This window comes from Flavobacterium suaedae, assembly GCF_014642915.1.
Lineage (GTDB): Bacteria > Bacteroidota > Bacteroidia > Flavobacteriales > Flavobacteriaceae > Flavobacterium > Flavobacterium suaedae.
Genome location: NZ_BMJE01000001.1, coordinates 496,057 through 512,467 on the forward strand (window position 1 = coordinate 496,057; position 16,411 = coordinate 512,467).

Below are 16,411 nucleotides of genomic sequence, written 5' to 3' on the forward strand. Positions count from 1 at the left end.
TATGTTTTAGCAGTATTAATTCAGAGAATATCGGTTTTCTTTTTTATTTAAGGTGTATTTATAAAGTTTTTCATCAATTAAAAATGGGATTAATTTCAACATTTGTAAAAGATGTTAAAGAAGCGTTATTGCTGGAATATAACACTTACTTTTTTATGAATAAATCCTTAACTTTAATGGCATATAAGTTAGTTACATGCCAAACAGGATTCTTATAATTTTTGCACATCCGCTATTCGAAAAGTCAAAGGCAAATGCTGCATTGGTAAAGAGTATACCCAAATCAAGTAATATTACATTTCACGATTTATATCAGGAATATCCGGAGTTTGATATTGATATGAAACGGGAACAGCAATTACTGTTAATGCACGATATTATTATTTGGCATCACCCGATGTATTGGTATAGCTGTCCGCCATTATTAAAACAATGGATTGATATTGTGCTGGAACATGGCTGGGCATACGGAAAAGAAGGCAAAGCATTAAAAAATAAACTTCTATTACAAGTAATTACTACCGGAGGCAGACGTGAGAACTACAGCCCTACCGGACGTGACCGCTTTACTATAATGCAACTTTTAGAACCTTTTTACCAAACGGCTCAGGTTTGTAACATGACGTATCTGCCACCTTATGTAGTGCATGGTACACACGTAATGAAAAATCAGGGGTATGATGAATGTGGTAAAGAATATAGTGTTTTACTGGACTATCTTGAAAACAGAGACCTTAATATCTCTGAACTGAGCAAATACACTTATTTTAATGATTGGTTAAAAACTAAACTAAGCTAATTATGCAGGACAGCTTTTTCTTTCAGGCTATAATATACCTTACGGCTGCCGTAATATGTGTACCTATTGCTAAAAAAATAGGACTCAGTTCCATACTGGGGTATCTTTTTGCCGGTATTATAATAGGTCCTTATGTTTTAGGGTTAATCGGTCAGGAAGGAGAAGACATTATGCACTTTGCCGAATTTGGTGTAGTAATGATGCTTTTCCTTATTGGTTTAGAACTGGACCCCGCTAAGTTCTGGCGTATGCGGAAGTTTATTTTTGGTATGGGGCTTTTACAGGTCGTCATGACCATAGTAGTGCTGTTTTTAGCCTGTTCGCTTGTGCTGCGGTGGGAATGGAAAACTACTTTAGCTATATCTATGGCACTGACGCTTTCCTCTACTGCTATTGTCATGCAAACCTTAAAAGAGAAAAACCTCACTAAAACCTCAATGGGGCGTTCCTCTTTTGCTGTGTTGTTATTTCAGGATATTGCAGTGATTCCTATACTGGCACTATTACCATTTTTGGCAAGCAGCACCATACAAAACGAAAATGTAGGGCAGTCACTCATTACAGAATTATCTCCCTGGCTACAGGCAGGAATAGTATTCGGTGCTATAGCATTAGTATATTTTGGAGGGCGTTATATTATTGTCCCATTATTACATATAATAGCCAAAACACGGTTACAAGAGCTATTTACAGCATCAGCACTACTCTTAGTTATGGCAGTTTCCTACATGATGCAACTGGTAGGACTTAGCCCCGCATTAGGTGCATTTATGGCAGGAGTAGTATTAGCAAACAGTGAATTTAGGCATGAACTGGAAGGCGACATAGAACCCTTTAAAGGATTGCTCTTAGGACTATTTTTTATAGGTGTAGGAGCGTCTATAAATTTTAGATTAATATTTGCCGATCCTGCTTTCATTATCATATTCTGTACTATTTTCAACATTATAAAATTCTTTGTATTAGTATTTGTAGGTCGGGTTTATAAAAAGAGTTCCGACCAAAATTTACTATTCGCATTTGCATTAAGTCAGGCAGGTGAATTTGGGTTTGTAGTGTTAGGGTTTGCCAATCAACTAAACCTGATGCCTACTACACTGGCAAACCAAATGATGGCTGTTATTGCTTTAAGTATGATGGGAACTCCTTTCCTTCTATTAATAAATGAACGCTGGATAGCCCCTAATTTTGGAGTAAAGGAAAAGTCAGGTAACGATTTTGATACTATTGATGAAGATGAAAACAATGACGTGATTATTGCCGGGTTCGGAAACTTTGGTAGTACCATTGGTCGACTACTTAAAGCAAACGGAATACCTGCTACAGTATTAGACCTCAACTCCGAACGTGTAGACTCACTACGTAAAATGGGCTTTAAAGTATATTATGGTGATGCTAACCGCCTAGAATTATTGAAAGCAGCAGGTTGCGAGAAAGCTAAAATATTTATTGCAGCTATAGATAACCCTAATGTTAACCTTAGCGTTATAGAAAAAATAAAAAAACATTTTCCTCATCTTAAAATACTGGCACGTGCCAGAAACCGTACAGACTCTTTTGAAATGGTAGATTTAGGGCTGGAAAATTTTTACAGAGAAAACCTATACAGTGCGGTACATTTAGGAGTAGATGCTTTAGTAGCTATGGGACACCGTAGGTATACTGCAACAAGGCAAGGACAACGCTTTATTAAATATGACGAGCAGGCTACTTTTAGGCTGGCACATAAACGCCATGATAAAAAAGCTTTCCTAATTACTTCATTAGAAGAAATTGAAATGCAGGAACAACTTATAAAAAGTGACTTGTATGCCCAATTGGGAGCTAATGACCACGCTTGGGAAAGTGAAGATATTAAACGTGAACATTTGGAAGCAAATCAAAAAGATAAAAAGAAATAAAAAAGCAAGGTTTAAAACCTTGCTTTTTTATTATATATCCTAATTGTATTATCTTCTTGAATAGTTTGGAGATTCTTTTGTTATAGTAACATCATGTGGATGACTTTCTGCAATTCCGCTTGATGTTATACGAACAAACCTACCGTTATCCTGAAGCGTAAGAATATCGCTTGCACCACAATAGCCCATACCGGCACGAAGTCCGCCTATAAACTGTAGCATACTTTCAAATAGTTCTCCTTTATACGCTACACGCCCTACAATACCTTCCGGCACAAGTTTCTTAACATCATCCTCAACATCTTGGAAGTATCGGTCTTTTGAACCTTTTTCCATAGCCTCTACAGACCCCATACCTCGGTATGACTTGAACTTTCTTCCTTCGTATATTATCGTTTCTCCAGGAGATTCTTTAGTTCCTGCCAGTAGCGAACCAAGCATTACAGAATCAGCTCCCGCTGCTATCGCTTTAGGAATATCACCTGTAAAGCGTATACCACCATCGGCAATAACCGGCACACCCGAACCCTTTATAGCTGCTGCTACTTCCAGCACTGCTGAAAACTGAGGGAAACCAACACCTGCAACTACTCTTGTAGTACATATAGAACCTGGTCCTATGCCTACTTTTACAGCATCAGCACCATTTTCTACAAGATATTTAGCCGCTTCCGGTGTAGCAATATTTCCTACTACTACATCAAGCTCCGGAAATTCTCTTTTAAGTTCTTTAAGTACTTCTACCACTCCTTTTGTATGCCCGTGTGCAGTATCTACAATTACAGCATCTACTCCGGCATTTACAAGTGCTCCGGCACGCTCTAACACATCGCCTGTTACACCCAGTGCAGCCGCAACACGCAGCCTGCCGTATCGGTCTTTATTAGCAATAGGTTTTTGTGTTAGTTTGGTTATATCTCTAAAGGTAATAAGCCCTATTAGTTTATAATCACTGTCAACTACAGGTAGTTTTTCAATTTTATTATCCTGAAGAATTGTTTCAGCCGTAGTAAGGGTTGTACCCTCTCCTGCCGTAACTAAATTTTCAAAAGTCATTACCTCTGTAATGGCTCTGTCATTATTTCTTTCAAATCGTAAATCACGATTGGTAACAATACCTCTAAGTATTCCGTTATCGTCTACAATAGGAATACCGCCAATACTATACTCACGCATAACTGTTTTAGCATCGCCTACAGTAGCAGTAAGTGGTAAAGTAACAGGGTCTATTATCATTCCTGATTCTGCTCTTTTTACCTTACGTACTTCTGTAGCCTGCTTTTCAATCGTCATGTTTTTGTGTAACACACCTATCCCGCCTTCGCGAGCCATAGCAATAGCCATAGCACTTTCGGTTACGGTATCCATAGCTGCAGAAACTATAGGTACATTTAGCTCTATATTACGTGAAAATTTAGATTTCAGGCTTACCTCTCTCGGTAATACTTCTGAGTAGTTTGGTATAAGGAGAACATCATCGTAAGTAAGTCCTTCCCCGATGATTTTTGTGTTGTGTGCTTCCATTTGCAATTTGTAGTTAAATTGCATGCAAATATAATACTTTTTAAAATACTTTTAAAGTAGTATTATTTATAAAAAATTAATGATACTCATTAAATATTTTGGTAGCCTCATTATAGGCACTTTCAAAACTTAGTGAATTTAAGTTTGTGGTAACTTTTTCAGCAGTAAAATAGGATAACATTTTTTCTGTAGGCATATTTCCTGTCAGGTCATCTTTTGCCATTGGGCAGCCGCCAAAGCCTTGTATTGCACCATCAAAACGAATACACCCTGCTTTATAAGCAGCATCTACTTTTTCATGCCATTTGTCAGGCGTTATATGTAAATGCGCACCAAATTCTATTTCAGGATATTTGGTTATCAGGTTCGAGAACAAGTAATCAATAACGTCAGGTGTTGAACTCCCTACAGTATCCGATAACGATAATATAGTTACCCCCATATTGGCAAGTTTCTCTGTCCACTCCCCCACTATTTCTACATTCCAAGGGTCACCATACGGATTACCAAAACCCATAGACAGGTATGCTACTACTTCCTTATTGGATTTATCAGCCATATTTAATATTTCCTGTAACGTCACAATAGATTCCGCTATGGTTTTATGTGTGTTACGCATCTGGAAGTTTTCGGATATAGAGAAAGGATAACCTAAATATTGTATTTCAGGATGCTGAGCAGCAGCTTCTGCACCACGGGTATTGGCAATAATAGCCAGTAATTTACTTCGTGTTGAAGATAGGTCTAATTGTGCCAGTACCTCAGCGGTATCTTGCATTTGTGGTATTGCCTTTGGCGAAACAAAACTACCAAAATCAATAGTATCAAAACCAACACGCAAAAGCGATTGTATATAAGCTACTTTTTTTTCTGTAGGAATAAACGTTTTTATACCCTGCATTGCATCGCGTGGGCATTCAATGATTTTTACCTGCTCCATAGAAAGCCAAAGATATAAAATTTACCGTTTACGAAATCGTTTTATTTCTACAGAATATGCAATAAATACTATAAAAACAAAGGTTGATTTACAGGTTTCTTATTTATACACCTGTAATATCTTTTTATTGATAGCTTTAACCAATTCCGGCCCTTCGTAAACAAAGCCTGTATAAAGCTGGATAAGGCTTGCTCCTGCTTCCAGTTTTTCAATAGCATCTTCAGGAGTGTGAATACCTCCCACCCCTATTATAGGGAATGCTCTATTACTTTTCTCTGAAAGGAAGCGTATTACTTCTGTAGAACGTTTGTTTAACGGTTTACCGCTTAACCCTCCCATTTCCTTTTTATTTTCAGATTGTAGTCCTTCTCTTGAAATGGTAGTATTGGTAGCTATAACCCCTGCTATTTTTGTAGTAGTTACTATATCTATTATATCTAATAATTGCTCATCCGTAAGATCAGGAGCTATTTTTAATAATATAGGTTTCTGTTTTGGCTTTGCAGTATTTTTTGCCTGTAGTGTTTGTAACAGCTTGGTTAATGGTTCTTTGTCCTGTAACTCTCTTAAATTAGGCGTGTTTGGCGAACTTACATTTACCACAAAATAATCTACATAATCATATAATGCATCAAAACATACTTCGTAATCCTTTACAGCATCTTCATTTGGGGTAACTTTATTTTTACCAATATTACCTCCTATTAATACGTGTCCTTTTCCTTTCGGGTTATTTTTCAGGCGTTCCACTGCATCAACTACACCACCGTTATTAAACCCCATTCGGTTAATAAGTGCACTGTCTTCACGAAGCCTGAATAACCTTGTTTTAGGATTTCCGGGCTGGGGTTTTGGCGTTAGCGTACCTATTTCTATAAATCCGAAACCGCAATTAGAAAGTTCTTTATACAGCGTAGCATCTTTATCTAAGCCTGCTGCAAGCCCTACTGGGTTTTTAAAATTCAGTCCGAAAACTTCTCTTTCAAGTCTTGGGTCACTTACTGTATACTTTGCTTTAAGAAAACCGGCCATTCCCGGTATTTTGTTCATAAAGCGAATGGAATCAAAAGTAAAGTGGTGTATTTTTTCAGGATCGAAACGGAAAAGTAACGGGCGTATAATTGATTTGTACATAGTTGTTGTGTTGTGAGTGCAAAAATAACATTATCCTTTCAATAATTACTAATTTTGATAAGAAGCAATAATTACCAAATCGTTTTTATGATGAAAGATGTTTTTTATAGTTTATTAGACAACTACACTAAAGATAAAAACCTGATTAGTACATTATGGATTGAAATAGAAACTAATTATACTAATAGTAAAAGGCATTATCATACACTCCTACACTTGAAAAACATGTGTAAAGAACTGTATGAATGTAATGATGATATTAACGATTGGCATACAATTTTGTTTTCGCTGTTTTACCATGATATAATTTATAATGCTTCGAAAAAAGATAATGAGGAAAAAAGTGCAGACTTGGCAATAAAGCGGCTTCAACAAATAAATTATACTGAAAGCAAAATAAACGTATGTCATGAAGCAATAGTAGCTACAAAAAGCCATACTTTAAGTAATAATAATGATATCAACCTCTTTACTGATGCCGACCTTTCCATATTAGGGTATACATGGCAAGAATATGAGCAGTACTATAAACAGGTACGAAAAGAATATAGTATATACCCTGACTTTTTATACAACCCAGGCAGAAAAAAAGTATTACAGCATTTTCTTGATATGGAAAATATATTTAAAACTGAATTCTTTAGAAGTAAATATGAAAATACCGCCCGAAATAACATCTCTAAAGAATTAAGGCTGCTTTAAATTTAATACTCTTAAATAAATCGTAAATTTGTGCTTCATTATTAATAAAAATATAAAAATGCAACACATAATAGACCGTTTTATCAGCTATGTTACTGTTGATACCGAATCTGATCCGAATTCTGACACTACACCAAGTACCGAAAAACAATGGGATTTAGCTAACCAACTTGTAGAGGAGCTAAAAGCCATAGGTATGGAAGATGTAACTATAGATGAAAATGCATACATAATGGCGACGTTACCATCTAACGTGGAGCATGATGTTCCTGTTATTGGTTTTGTTGCTCACTTTGATACTACTCCTGACTTTACAGGAGCTAATGTAAAGCCTCAAATTATAGAGAATTATGATGGTGGCGATATTGTTTTAAACAAAGAACAAAACATTGTACTTTCTCCGTCATACTTTAAAGATATGCTACAGTATAAAGGGCAAACTCTTATTACTACTGATGGTACTACCCTACTGGGTGCTGATGATAAAGCAGGTATTACCGAAATTGTAAGTGCAATGGAATACCTTATACAGCATCCTGAAATTAAGCATGGTAAAATTCGTGTTGGATTTACTCCTGATGAAGAAATTGGTCGTGGAGCTCATAAATTTGATGTAGCTAAATTTGGTGCTGAGTGGGCTTATACTATGGATGGTAGCCAAATAGGCGAACTGGAGTATGAAAACTTTAATGCGGCAGGAGCAAAAATTACTTTTAAAGGTAAAAGCGTACACCCTGGTTATGCAAAAGGAAAAATGATAAACTCTATGCTATTGGCAAGCCGTTTTGTTGCTGCTTTACCACAGGATGAAGTACCGGAAAGAACTACTGGTTATGAAGGTTTTTACCATGTAACAGGTATTGAAGGTAGCCTTGAAGAAACTACCGTGAAAATGATTATCCGTGACCATGATAAAGAAAAGTTTGAAGCAAGAAAGAAAAAAGTTGCGGAGATAGCTGATGAAATCAGTAATGACTTTATGGAGCAATTTGGCGAGCCTGTTGCCATTGCTGATATAAAAGACCAGTACTACAACATGAAAGAAAAAGTAGTACCGGTTATACATATTGTTGATATTGCGGAACAGGCGATGAAAGAACTAAGCATTGAACCTATCATTAAGCCAATTCGTGGTGGTACTGATGGTTGCCAACTTTCTTACATGGGGTTACCTTGTCCTAACATTTTTGCAGGTGGTCATAACTTCCACGGTAAGTACGAATATGTACCTGCTGAGAGTATGCAAAAAGCAACGGATGTTATTATAAAAATAGCAGAACTTACAGCTAAAAAATATAATGGATAAGGAGAAAAAAAGTTGGGACAGTTCACACTTGTGGACAGAGGAACTCGATTTTTTAAAATCTATAATAAATAAAACAGGGCTTACCGAAACTATTAAATGGGGTAGCCCTGTTTATATCTATAATAACAAAAACGTACTGGGTTTAGGTGGCTTTAAAAGCTATTTTGGCTTATGGTTTTTTAAAGGTATTTTTCTTAAAGATGAATCTAATGTATTAGTAAATGCTAATGAAGAAAACACTAAATCGTTACGCCAAATGCGTTTTACATCAATCGACGAAATAGATGAAAAACTGGTATTACAATACATTTATGAAGCTATTGAGGTAGAAAAAAGCGGATTGGAAATAAAACCTGAAAAAAGAGAAACGGTTATACCTGAGTTATTACAAAAAGAACTTAATAATAACCCGGAGTTGCAGACAGCTTTTGATGGTTTACCGCCTTATAAACAACGTGAGCATTGCGAGCATATTGAAAGTGCTAAACGGGAAGCTACAAAACTTTCACGGCTTGAAAAGTGTAAACCTTTAATACTGGAAGGTAAAGGATTAAATGATAAGTACAGATAACACATAAAAAAGCCTCATCAATTGATGAGGCTTTTTTTATTTCCTGTAATCAGAAAATTATTTCTTTTCAACAGGTGCATTTAGTTTTTGGCTAAGCTCTAATGATACTGCCGAACGCTCCATTTTAAGCTTTCCTGCAAGTGTTTCCATTATTATGGTATTATCATTATCGTTTAGTTCTAAAACTTTACCATGAAGACCACTTCTAGTAATTATTTTATCACCTACTTTTAAGTTCTTTTCAAATTCTTTTTCCTGTTTTTGCCTTTTTTGTTGTGGGCGTATCATTAAAAAATAGATAACCACAAACATCATTATTAACGGCAAAAAAGTACCTAATTGATCCATATATTATTATACTTATGATTTTTTAACTACATCAGCAGTAAACTTAACTACCTCTGTACCTTTTTCTGTGTTAGCAGTAATAGTAACTGATTTACTTTGCTTACCGTTTTTACCTGCTGTATTAAACTCTACGTTTACCTCTCCTGTTTCACCAGGTGCCACAGCAGTTTCGGTATAACTAGGTACAGTACAACCACAACTTGCTTTTGCATTTGTTATAAGAAGATCTGAACTACCTGTATTTTTAAATGTAAACGTGTGTGTTACTTTTTCACCCTGCTCAACAGTACCAAAATCGTAATCTGTTTCGTTAAATTCCATAACAGCTACTTTTCCTGCATCTGCATGAGCTTGTTCTGCCTTTTCAGCAGTTTCTTCATCTATACGTAATGCAGCATTGCTATTTTCTTTACATGATACTGTAAGTGCAAGAGACGCTATAGCAAACATAGCTACTGTTTTTCTTATCATAATTATAGTTTTAATTTGGTTTTACATTAAGCCTCTTCCGGCTTTTATTAACTTATTATTAGTTTGGTAATCTTTAACTAAATTATCTAAAATACCATTGATAAAAATACTACTTTTTGGCGTAGAATATTCTTTAGATATTTCCAGATACTCGTTAATAGTAACTTTTACAGGGATTGAAGGGAATTTTAAAAACTCGCATATAGCCATTTTCAGTATAATAGCATCAATTTCCGCTATCCTTTCGGTATCCCAGTTTGGTGTTTTATCAATGAACTCTTTTGCAAGTTCTACCTCATTCAGTACTGTTTTCCTGAAAAGGTTTCTTACAAACTCTTTATCATCTGAATCTTTATACAAACTTGGTACAAAAAATGGTTTCCCTTCAGGTTTAATTTGCTTTAATTGTTTTGCAATAAGCGTATTCACTAAAGGTATATCATCAACCCAAGTAAGTTTATAATCTTCAAGATATTCATACAGCTTTTCGTTTGGTGCAATAACATTTACAAAAAGGTCATGCACAAAACGCTTGTCTTCCTCAAAGCTATCTTCATTACTTTGCATATAATTATTATATACTTCACTCTCCCTGATAGCCTCAAGCAGTATCAATATATAATCATCATTCTTCTTCCAGTTGTCTACTTTAGACTCTTCTAAAGCATTCATAACTGATTCATTCTCTTCAAGCAGCTTTAGTACCCTATTATTTACAAACTTTCTGTTTGGGTTTCGCTCTTCAGCAGTGGCAAGGTGCTTTTTAGATATTCTTTCTATATGTTGCTCCTCGCTGTTTCTAATTTCAACCAAAGCAGAAATTATGATAAGGTATAAGTTTCGGATGTTTTCTATACTTTGGAAAAGGAATTTTTCTTCCCTTACCATATCATCTGAATTACTTTGATGCATAGCGTATATTGATTGCATCACTTTTACCCGAATATGTCTCCTGTTTAACATCCGACTTGTAAGAACTTTTTAAAAATTAAAGAAGCGAAAGAAAAATTCTTTCGCTTCGCAAAATTAAGATAATATTTTTTCTGTCGCCAAATTATTTAGCTGTTTCTTTTTTCTTATCGTCAATTCTTTTCTGAGCTAATGACATTGCTGCATTTTGTGTAGTTATACCATGCGCATCAGCAAAAGTAAGTATCTCTAAAGTAGTGTTATAAATGTTTTCGGTACGCTTCATTGCTTCAGCTTTATCATAACCTACTATTTCAGCATATACATTTATAATACCGCCGGCATTGATTAAGAAGTCAGGAGCATATAAAATTCCTTTTTCCTGTAATTTTCTACCGTGTATTTCTTCATTAGCAAGCTGGTTGTTTGCAGCACCTGCAATAACTCTTGCCTTAAGTCTTTCAATAGTTTCATCATTTACAGTAGCACCAAGCGCACACGGAGCATAAATATCAACATCTGCACCATAAATATCTTCTCCTGTATATATTTTAGCACCATACTTAGCCGCTACTTCTTCCATTTTAGCCTGATTAATATCTGCTATTTCTACAATAGCACCTTCTTTAGCCAAATAGCTTATAAGTGTTTCACCAACGTGACCTGTACCTTGTACTAATACTTTTTTACCTTCAAGCTTATCAGTACCAAACTGGTGCTTAGCAGCAGCTTTCATACCCATATATACACCATAAGCTGTAACAGGAGAAGGGTTACCTGAACCTCCTTTAGCTTCTGATATACCTGTAACGTGAGGGGTAACTTCACGAATAATATCCATATCAGGAGTTGTAGTACCTACATCTTCTGCTGTTATATACTTCCCGCTTAGAGAGTGTATGAATTGACCAAATCTGGTCATCATCTCCGGAGTTTTATCTGTTTTTGAGTCACCTATAATTACGGCTTTTCCTCCACCCAGATTTAATCCTGAAATAGCAGACTTATATGTCATACCTCTGGATAACCTTAATACATCATTTAAAGCCTCCCATTCATTAGCATAATTCCACATTCGGGTACCTCCCAAAGCGGGACCTAAAACCGTGTTGTGAATACCAATTATTGCTTTTAATCCAGTATCTTTGTCGTGACAAAAAACAATTTGTTCATGGTCGTTAAAAGATGTCTGTCCAAAAACAGGATCAGCTTTTGTAAGCTCGTTGGCTTTAATAACTTCTGCTATCATGATATTAATATTAAATTGAAATTTATTCAAAAACAGTGTACAAAAATACATATTTAATCAAAATACAGCAATTGAAAACGTTTTTTTTGCATATTCAATAATTTACCGCCTAGCAACAGCAGAATTAATAAAAGTAAATTACATACAAAATTTAACATAAACTTAATAGATATTACTTACAGATAACACACATAATGAAGGAACTTCAATATTTAAATAAATATTTTGTAAAATATAAATTTCAATTTCTTTTAGGAATCCTCATTACTATTATTGCTCAGATATTCTCTCTGTTTACTCCTGAGCTTATAGGGGATTCTATTAAAACTATTGAAGAATTTGGAAGAAATACCAATTCTAATACAGAAACCATACGAGGAGAACTGCTAAACAACATATTACTTATTGTAGCAACTACTCTTATTGCGGGTGTACTCACCTTCCTTATGCGACAGACTTTAATAGTGATGTCCCGACATATAGAGTACGACTTAAAGAATGAGATATTCAGGCATTATGAGGATTTATCTCAAAACTTCTACAAGCGTAACAGAACGGGTGACTTAATGAACCGTATTAGTGAAGATGTTAATAGGGTACGTATGTATGTAGGTCCTGCTGTTATGTATTCTATGAATACTATAATACGTTTTATTGTTATCATTACACATATGTGTATTATATCACCAAAATTAACTTTATACACACTCCTACCCTTACCCATACTTTCATACAGTATATTTAAAATAAGTAAAGAGATTAATAAACGTAGTGGGGTGTACCAACAAAATCTTTCTACCCTTTCAACATTTACTCAGGAAATGTTTTCAGGAATACGTGTAATAAAGGCTTATGCTTTAGAAAAACAAAAGCAAGATGACTTTACTGAAATTTCCCGAGACAGTAAACAAAAATACATGAACCTTGCTAAAGTAAACGCACAGTTTGGTCCTTTAATGATATTACTTATAGGTATTAGTAACCTGGTAGTTATATATGTAGGTGGAGTAATGTATATAAATGGCTCTATACCTGATATTGGTGTTATTGCAGAGTTTATTTTATACATAAACATGCTTACCTGGCCTGTAGCATCTTTAGGATGGATATCATCTATGATACAGCAGGCAGAAGCATCACAAAAAAGGATAAACGAGTTTTTAAAAACAGAACCGGAAATACAAAACACCCAGCCAAAGCACACTCCTATTATAGGTTCAATTGCATTTAATAACGTATCATTTACCTATCCTGACACAGGTATTAATGCGCTAAAAGATATTTCGTTTACTGTAAACAGAGGAGAAACACTGGCTGTTTTAGGTAAAACGGGTTCGGGTAAATCTACCTTATTATCATTAATAAGTAGGTTGTATGATGTACAATATGGGGAAATTAAAGTTGATAATGAAAACGTTAAAAACTTAAACTTAAATGATTTAAGAAACAGTATAGGTTTTGTACCGCAAGATGCCTTCTTGTTCTCCGACTCTATTAAAAACAACATAAAATTTGGTAATGAAAACGCTACAGATGAAGAAGTAATTACTGTAGCTAAAAAAGCAGTAGTACATAATAATATTATCGGCTTTACTAAAGAGTATGAAACGGTACTTGGCGAGCGTGGTATTACGCTATCAGGTGGACAAAAGCAAAGGGTGTCTATAGCTCGCGCTATGATTAAAGATGCTCCTGTATTATTACTGGATGATTGCCTTTCGGCAGTAGATACAGAAACCGAAGAAGCAATACTAAATAATTTATTAGAATTTTGTAAAGATAAAACTACTATAATAGTGAGCCACAGGGTGTCATCGGCTAAAAATGCAGACAAAATTATTATACTTGATGATGGAGAAATTATACAACAAGGAACTCACAATCAATTAGTAAATCAGGCAGGGTATTACAAAGATTTATACCTTAAGCAGCTTTCTGAAAAAGAAATTGAGTAATTTGTTGTATTATTTAGATTTTTTTTAGACTTTTGGTCGGTACATAAACCAATATTATAAAGACGAAAGGATTATGAGAGATAATGGTACGCTGGAAAGAGAAGAGATATTCTCAAAAGTATTGAGAGCCGGAAGAAGAACTTATTTCTTTGATGTAAGAGCTACTAAAGCTGACGATTATTACCTTACTATTACTGAAAGCAAGAAGTTTACAGAAGATGATGGTTCTTTCCACTTCAAGAAACATAAAATTTATCTTTACAAAGAGGATTTTGCTGCCTTTAAGGAAATACTGGATGAAATGACACAGTATATTCTGGATCATAAAGGTGAAGAAGTAATCTCTGAAAGACACCAAAAAGATTTCAAAAAGCTGTTTGGTGAAAAAGGAGAAGAAGCTGTTACCGCTACTGCTACTACAGAAAGTTTTACAGACGTAAGTTTTGACGATATATAATATATAAAAACAGCCCTATAAATATAGGGCTGTTTTTATTTTATACTATCTGCTACTGTTACTTTACGCGTTTTATGTTTAGGCAATACGCAAACCATTTTGCACTTTAAAGTCAGGTGAAAGCAATGTAATATTGTTTTCCTCACCTACAGCTCCCAGTACAAGACATTCACTCATAAATTTTCCTATTTGCTTTTTAGGGAAATTTACAACTGCTATTATTTGCCTGTTCAGCAAATCTTCTTTGCTGTATCTTTTAGTTATTTGTGCTGATGATTTAAGAATACCTATTTCGGTACCGAAATCTATTTGTAGTTGATATGCAGGTTTTCTTGCTTCAGGAAAATCATTAACTTCAATAATAGTACCTATTCGCATATCTGTCTTTTCAAAATCTTCCCAAGTAAGCATAGTTAATTATTTAATTTATCAATACGTTAATGTAACAATATTTAAAATAGATGAAATTGATACATTGGTATATTGATTAATTGATACATTATTCTTTCTCCACTACAATATCTATAGGCTTATTCATTCTCCTTCCAAACTTCATAGCAGCCTGCTTACTGTCGTTAGAACAAAGCACATACATATTATATCGGTATAAAGGTATTGTTACCGTTTTAAACTTACCACCATTCTCCTCACCGTCAACATCTTCAACTTTTACACTAAAATCATCAGCAGGAAAAGTATTAGCTACCGATAGTAAGTAATTATCTCCTGCAAACGGGAAGAACCAGCGTTCTTTAGCAGAAGTATCTCCCTCCGCAAGTCTCTTGTTATCATCACCTATTCTATAATTAAGAGAAAACAAAAGCGGTTCATTAGCATGTTTAAAACTGTATATATTATTAAGATTTATAACCTCTTTACCCTCTTTATTTACTATAGTAATTTTAAGGTTTTTAATATTTTCTGTTTTTCCCGCTTCATGCACATCCAAAACTATGTATGATGTAAAGTCATACCCACAGTGCATTACCTGAGCTTTTGCGGTAAAAGTGGTAACTACTAAAAACAGAAGTGTTATATAATATTTCATAGTAAAAATTAAATATCTGTAAAATTAACGTATAACTCCCTATCCAAAAAGCATTCCAATAAAAAAAGCCACCTAAAAGGCAGCTTTTTTTATTTATAGTGTAAATGGATATTATTTTACATCCATTAACTCAACATCAAAAACAAGTGTTGCATCAGGAGGAATAACACCACCTGCACCGCGAGAACCATACCCAAGGTGAGAAGGTATTACAAAACGAGCCTTATCCCCTACTTGTAGTAAAGATATACCTTCATCCCAGCCCGATATAACCTGACCTACACCTAATTGAAACTCTATAGGCTGCTTTCTCTGGTAAGAAGAATCAAATACCTGCCCGTTATCAAGAGCTCCTTTATAGTGTACTGATACCATTTTACCTTTCTCCGCTTTTTTACCGTCTCCTTTTTGAATTATTTGGTAACGAAGTCCGCTGTCAGTCTTATCAAAGCCTGCTGCAAGTTTTCCCATTTCTTCCTCAGCTCTTTTCTTAGCTTCAGCTTCTCTTTTTTCACGCTCGCCTTCAAAAACTCTAAACGCCTCTATTGCATTCCAGTTTTTAGCCTCGTCACCTTCTCTTATTATTTCTACACTTTCAATAGCATCACCTTGTGCAACACTATCTACAATATCTTGCCCTTCTACAACATGACCAAAAACAGTATGCTTGTTATCTAACCAAGGTGTTTCAACATGGGTAATAAAAAACTGAGAACCGTTTGTACCCGGTCCTGCATTTGCCATAGAAAGTACACCCGGTCCGTCATGTCTTAATTCAGGGTGAAACTCATCATCAAAGTTGTAACCCGGCCCCCCTGAACCTGTACCTTGTGGGCAACCACCTTGTATCATAAAGTCAGGTATAACTCTGTGGAATTTTAACCCATCATAATATGGCTGTCCTTGTGGTTTAGCATCGTTTTCAAGGTTACCTTCTGCCAAACCTACAAAGTTCCCAACAGTACCTGGAGTTTTATCGTGTGTAAGTTTAACCAGTATAGCACCTTTTGAAGTATTGAATTTTGCGTAAATTCCGTTTTCCATTATGTTTTAAGTTTGTTTTTTACAATTGAAATGCAAAAGTACAAATAAAAATT

Annotated in this window: 17 protein-coding genes; 7 read left to right on the plus strand and 10 right to left on the minus strand. The window is 35.1% G+C overall.

Going from position 1 to position 16,411, the window contains the following annotated elements:
- Positions 1–196: 196 nt before the first annotated feature.
- A complete protein-coding gene (locus tag IEW45_RS02320; RefSeq protein ID WP_188619607.1) occupies positions 197–799 on the plus strand; it encodes an NAD(P)H-dependent oxidoreductase in 603 nt (200 codons plus the stop codon).
- 2 nt (positions 800–801) lie between these two features.
- Positions 802–2,700: a monovalent cation:proton antiporter-2 (CPA2) family protein gene (locus IEW45_RS02325; RefSeq protein WP_188619608.1), complete on the plus strand. Its 1,899-nt coding sequence runs from the start codon at positions 802–804 to the stop codon at positions 2,698–2,700.
- Positions 2,701–2,748: 48 nt separating this feature from the next.
- On the opposite strand, the gene guaB is transcribed toward IEW45_RS02325, so the two are convergent.
- From guaB to IEW45_RS02340, 3 genes are all read right to left on the minus strand, one after another.
- Positions 2,749–4,224 (minus strand): IMP dehydrogenase, encoded by a 1,476-nt coding sequence (gene guaB, locus IEW45_RS02330; protein ID WP_188619609.1) that lies wholly within the window; start codon positions 4,222–4,224, stop codon positions 2,749–2,751.
- Between the two features lie 76 nt (positions 4,225–4,300).
- Positions 4,301–5,164 (minus strand): hydroxymethylglutaryl-CoA lyase, encoded by an 864-nt coding sequence (locus tag IEW45_RS02335; RefSeq protein ID WP_188619610.1) that lies wholly within the window; start codon positions 5,162–5,164, stop codon positions 4,301–4,303.
- Positions 5,165–5,263: 99 nt separating this feature from the next.
- Positions 5,264–6,298, minus strand: a complete 1,035-nt coding sequence (locus IEW45_RS02340; protein WP_188619611.1) for a quinone-dependent dihydroorotate dehydrogenase — start codon at positions 6,296–6,298, stop codon at positions 5,264–5,266.
- An 87-nt stretch (positions 6,299–6,385) separates the two neighbouring features.
- On the opposite strand from IEW45_RS02340, the gene IEW45_RS02345 reads away from it, so the two are divergent.
- Genes IEW45_RS02345 through IEW45_RS02355 form a run of 3 tightly spaced genes read left to right on the plus strand, consistent with a single transcriptional unit; the run spans position 6,386 to position 8,877 of the window.
- The gene (locus tag IEW45_RS02345) at positions 6,386–7,000 is read left to right on the plus strand and encodes an HD domain-containing protein (RefSeq protein ID WP_188619612.1); all 615 of its coding nucleotides are present in this window, start codon (positions 6,386–6,388) and stop codon (positions 6,998–7,000) included.
- Between the two features lie 58 nt (positions 7,001–7,058).
- Positions 7,059–8,306, plus strand: a complete 1,248-nt coding sequence (pepT, locus tag IEW45_RS02350; RefSeq protein WP_188619613.1) for a peptidase T — start codon at positions 7,059–7,061, stop codon at positions 8,304–8,306.
- Positions 8,299–8,877, plus strand: coding sequence for a YdeI/OmpD-associated family protein (locus IEW45_RS02355; RefSeq protein ID WP_188619614.1), 579 nt, complete (start codon positions 8,299–8,301; stop codon positions 8,875–8,877). Before pepT ends, IEW45_RS02355 begins: the two co-directional genes overlap by 8 nt.
- A 57-nt stretch (positions 8,878–8,934) precedes the next feature.
- Here IEW45_RS02355 and yajC read toward each other — a convergent pair whose 3' ends face one another.
- The 4 genes from yajC to IEW45_RS02375 form a co-directional block, all read right to left on the minus strand.
- Positions 8,935–9,225 (minus strand): preprotein translocase subunit YajC, encoded by a 291-nt coding sequence (gene yajC / locus IEW45_RS02360; RefSeq protein ID WP_188619615.1) that lies wholly within the window; start codon positions 9,223–9,225, stop codon positions 8,935–8,937.
- A gap of 12 nt (positions 9,226–9,237) precedes the next feature.
- Entirely contained in the window at positions 9,238–9,696 is a 459-nt protein-coding gene (locus IEW45_RS02365; RefSeq protein WP_188619616.1) for a DUF1573 domain-containing protein, read from the minus strand.
- Positions 9,697–9,717: 21 nt separating this feature from the next.
- On the minus strand, positions 9,718–10,659 hold the full coding sequence (nusB, locus tag IEW45_RS02370) for a transcription antitermination factor NusB (RefSeq protein ID WP_188619617.1): 942 nt from the start codon (positions 10,657–10,659) through the stop codon (positions 9,718–9,720).
- 91 nt (positions 10,660–10,750) lie between these two features.
- The gene (locus IEW45_RS02375) at positions 10,751–11,854 is read right to left on the minus strand and encodes a Glu/Leu/Phe/Val dehydrogenase dimerization domain-containing protein (RefSeq protein WP_188619618.1); all 1,104 of its coding nucleotides are present in this window, start codon (positions 11,852–11,854) and stop codon (positions 10,751–10,753) included.
- Positions 11,855–12,048: 194 nt separating this feature from the next.
- On the opposite strand from IEW45_RS02375, the gene IEW45_RS02380 reads away from it, so the two are divergent.
- Entirely contained in the window at positions 12,049–13,809 is a 1,761-nt protein-coding gene (locus IEW45_RS02380; protein ID WP_188619619.1) for an ABC transporter ATP-binding protein, read from the plus strand.
- A 73-nt stretch (positions 13,810–13,882) separates the two neighbouring features.
- Complete coding sequence (locus tag IEW45_RS02385; RefSeq protein WP_188619620.1) at positions 13,883–14,266, plus strand: PUR family DNA/RNA-binding protein; 384 nt, start codon at positions 13,883–13,885, stop codon at positions 14,264–14,266.
- A 78-nt stretch (positions 14,267–14,344) separates the two neighbouring features.
- Here IEW45_RS02385 and IEW45_RS02390 read toward each other — a convergent pair whose 3' ends face one another.
- The 3 genes from IEW45_RS02390 to IEW45_RS02400 form a co-directional block, all read right to left on the minus strand.
- Complete coding sequence (locus IEW45_RS02390; protein WP_188619621.1) at positions 14,345–14,677, minus strand: tRNA-binding protein; 333 nt, start codon at positions 14,675–14,677, stop codon at positions 14,345–14,347.
- 88 nt (positions 14,678–14,765) lie between these two features.
- Entirely contained in the window at positions 14,766–15,314 is a 549-nt protein-coding gene (locus IEW45_RS02395; RefSeq protein ID WP_188619622.1) for a hypothetical protein, read from the minus strand.
- 111 nt (positions 15,315–15,425) lie between these two features.
- The gene (locus IEW45_RS02400) at positions 15,426–16,358 is read right to left on the minus strand and encodes a peptidylprolyl isomerase (protein ID WP_188619623.1); all 933 of its coding nucleotides are present in this window, start codon (positions 16,356–16,358) and stop codon (positions 15,426–15,428) included.
- Positions 16,359–16,411: the final 53 nt, after the last annotated feature.

What these genes read in the sequence shown, in the direction of transcription:
- IEW45_RS02320 (WP_188619607.1), top strand. Translation starts at nt 197, where the DNA reads ATGCCAAACAGGATTCTTATAATTTTTGCACATCCGCTATTCGAAAAG.
- IEW45_RS02325 (WP_188619608.1), top strand. Translation starts at nt 802, where the DNA reads ATGCAGGACAGCTTTTTCTTTCAGGCTATAATATACCTTACGGCTGCC.
- guaB (WP_188619609.1), bottom strand. Translation starts at nt 4,224, where the DNA reads ATGGAAGCACACAACACAAAAATCATCGGGGAAGGACTTACTTACGAT.
- IEW45_RS02335 (WP_188619610.1), bottom strand. Translation starts at nt 5,164, where the DNA reads ATGGAGCAGGTAAAAATCATTGAATGCCCACGCGATGCAATGCAGGGT.
- IEW45_RS02340 (WP_188619611.1), bottom strand. Translation starts at nt 6,298, where the DNA reads ATGTACAAATCAATTATACGCCCGTTACTTTTCCGTTTCGATCCTGAA.
- IEW45_RS02345 (WP_188619612.1), top strand. Translation starts at nt 6,386, where the DNA reads ATGATGAAAGATGTTTTTTATAGTTTATTAGACAACTACACTAAAGAT.
- pepT (WP_188619613.1), top strand. Translation starts at nt 7,059, where the DNA reads ATGCAACACATAATAGACCGTTTTATCAGCTATGTTACTGTTGATACC.
- IEW45_RS02355 (WP_188619614.1), top strand. Translation starts at nt 8,299, where the DNA reads ATGGATAAGGAGAAAAAAAGTTGGGACAGTTCACACTTGTGGACAGAG.
- yajC (WP_188619615.1), bottom strand. Translation starts at nt 9,225, where the DNA reads ATGGATCAATTAGGTACTTTTTTGCCGTTAATAATGATGTTTGTGGTT.
- IEW45_RS02365 (WP_188619616.1), bottom strand. Translation starts at nt 9,696, where the DNA reads ATGATAAGAAAAACAGTAGCTATGTTTGCTATAGCGTCTCTTGCACTT.
- nusB (WP_188619617.1), bottom strand. Translation starts at nt 10,659, where the DNA reads ATGTTAAACAGGAGACATATTCGGGTAAAAGTGATGCAATCAATATAC.
- IEW45_RS02375 (WP_188619618.1), bottom strand. Translation starts at nt 11,854, where the DNA reads ATGATAGCAGAAGTTATTAAAGCCAACGAGCTTACAAAAGCTGATCCT.
- IEW45_RS02380 (WP_188619619.1), top strand. Translation starts at nt 12,049, where the DNA reads ATGAAGGAACTTCAATATTTAAATAAATATTTTGTAAAATATAAATTT.
- IEW45_RS02385 (WP_188619620.1), top strand. Translation starts at nt 13,883, where the DNA reads ATGAGAGATAATGGTACGCTGGAAAGAGAAGAGATATTCTCAAAAGTA.
- IEW45_RS02390 (WP_188619621.1), bottom strand. Translation starts at nt 14,677, where the DNA reads ATGCTTACTTGGGAAGATTTTGAAAAGACAGATATGCGAATAGGTACT.
- IEW45_RS02395 (WP_188619622.1), bottom strand. Translation starts at nt 15,314, where the DNA reads ATGAAATATTATATAACACTTCTGTTTTTAGTAGTTACCACTTTTACC.
- IEW45_RS02400 (WP_188619623.1), bottom strand. Translation starts at nt 16,358, where the DNA reads ATGGAAAACGGAATTTACGCAAAATTCAATACTTCAAAAGGTGCTATA.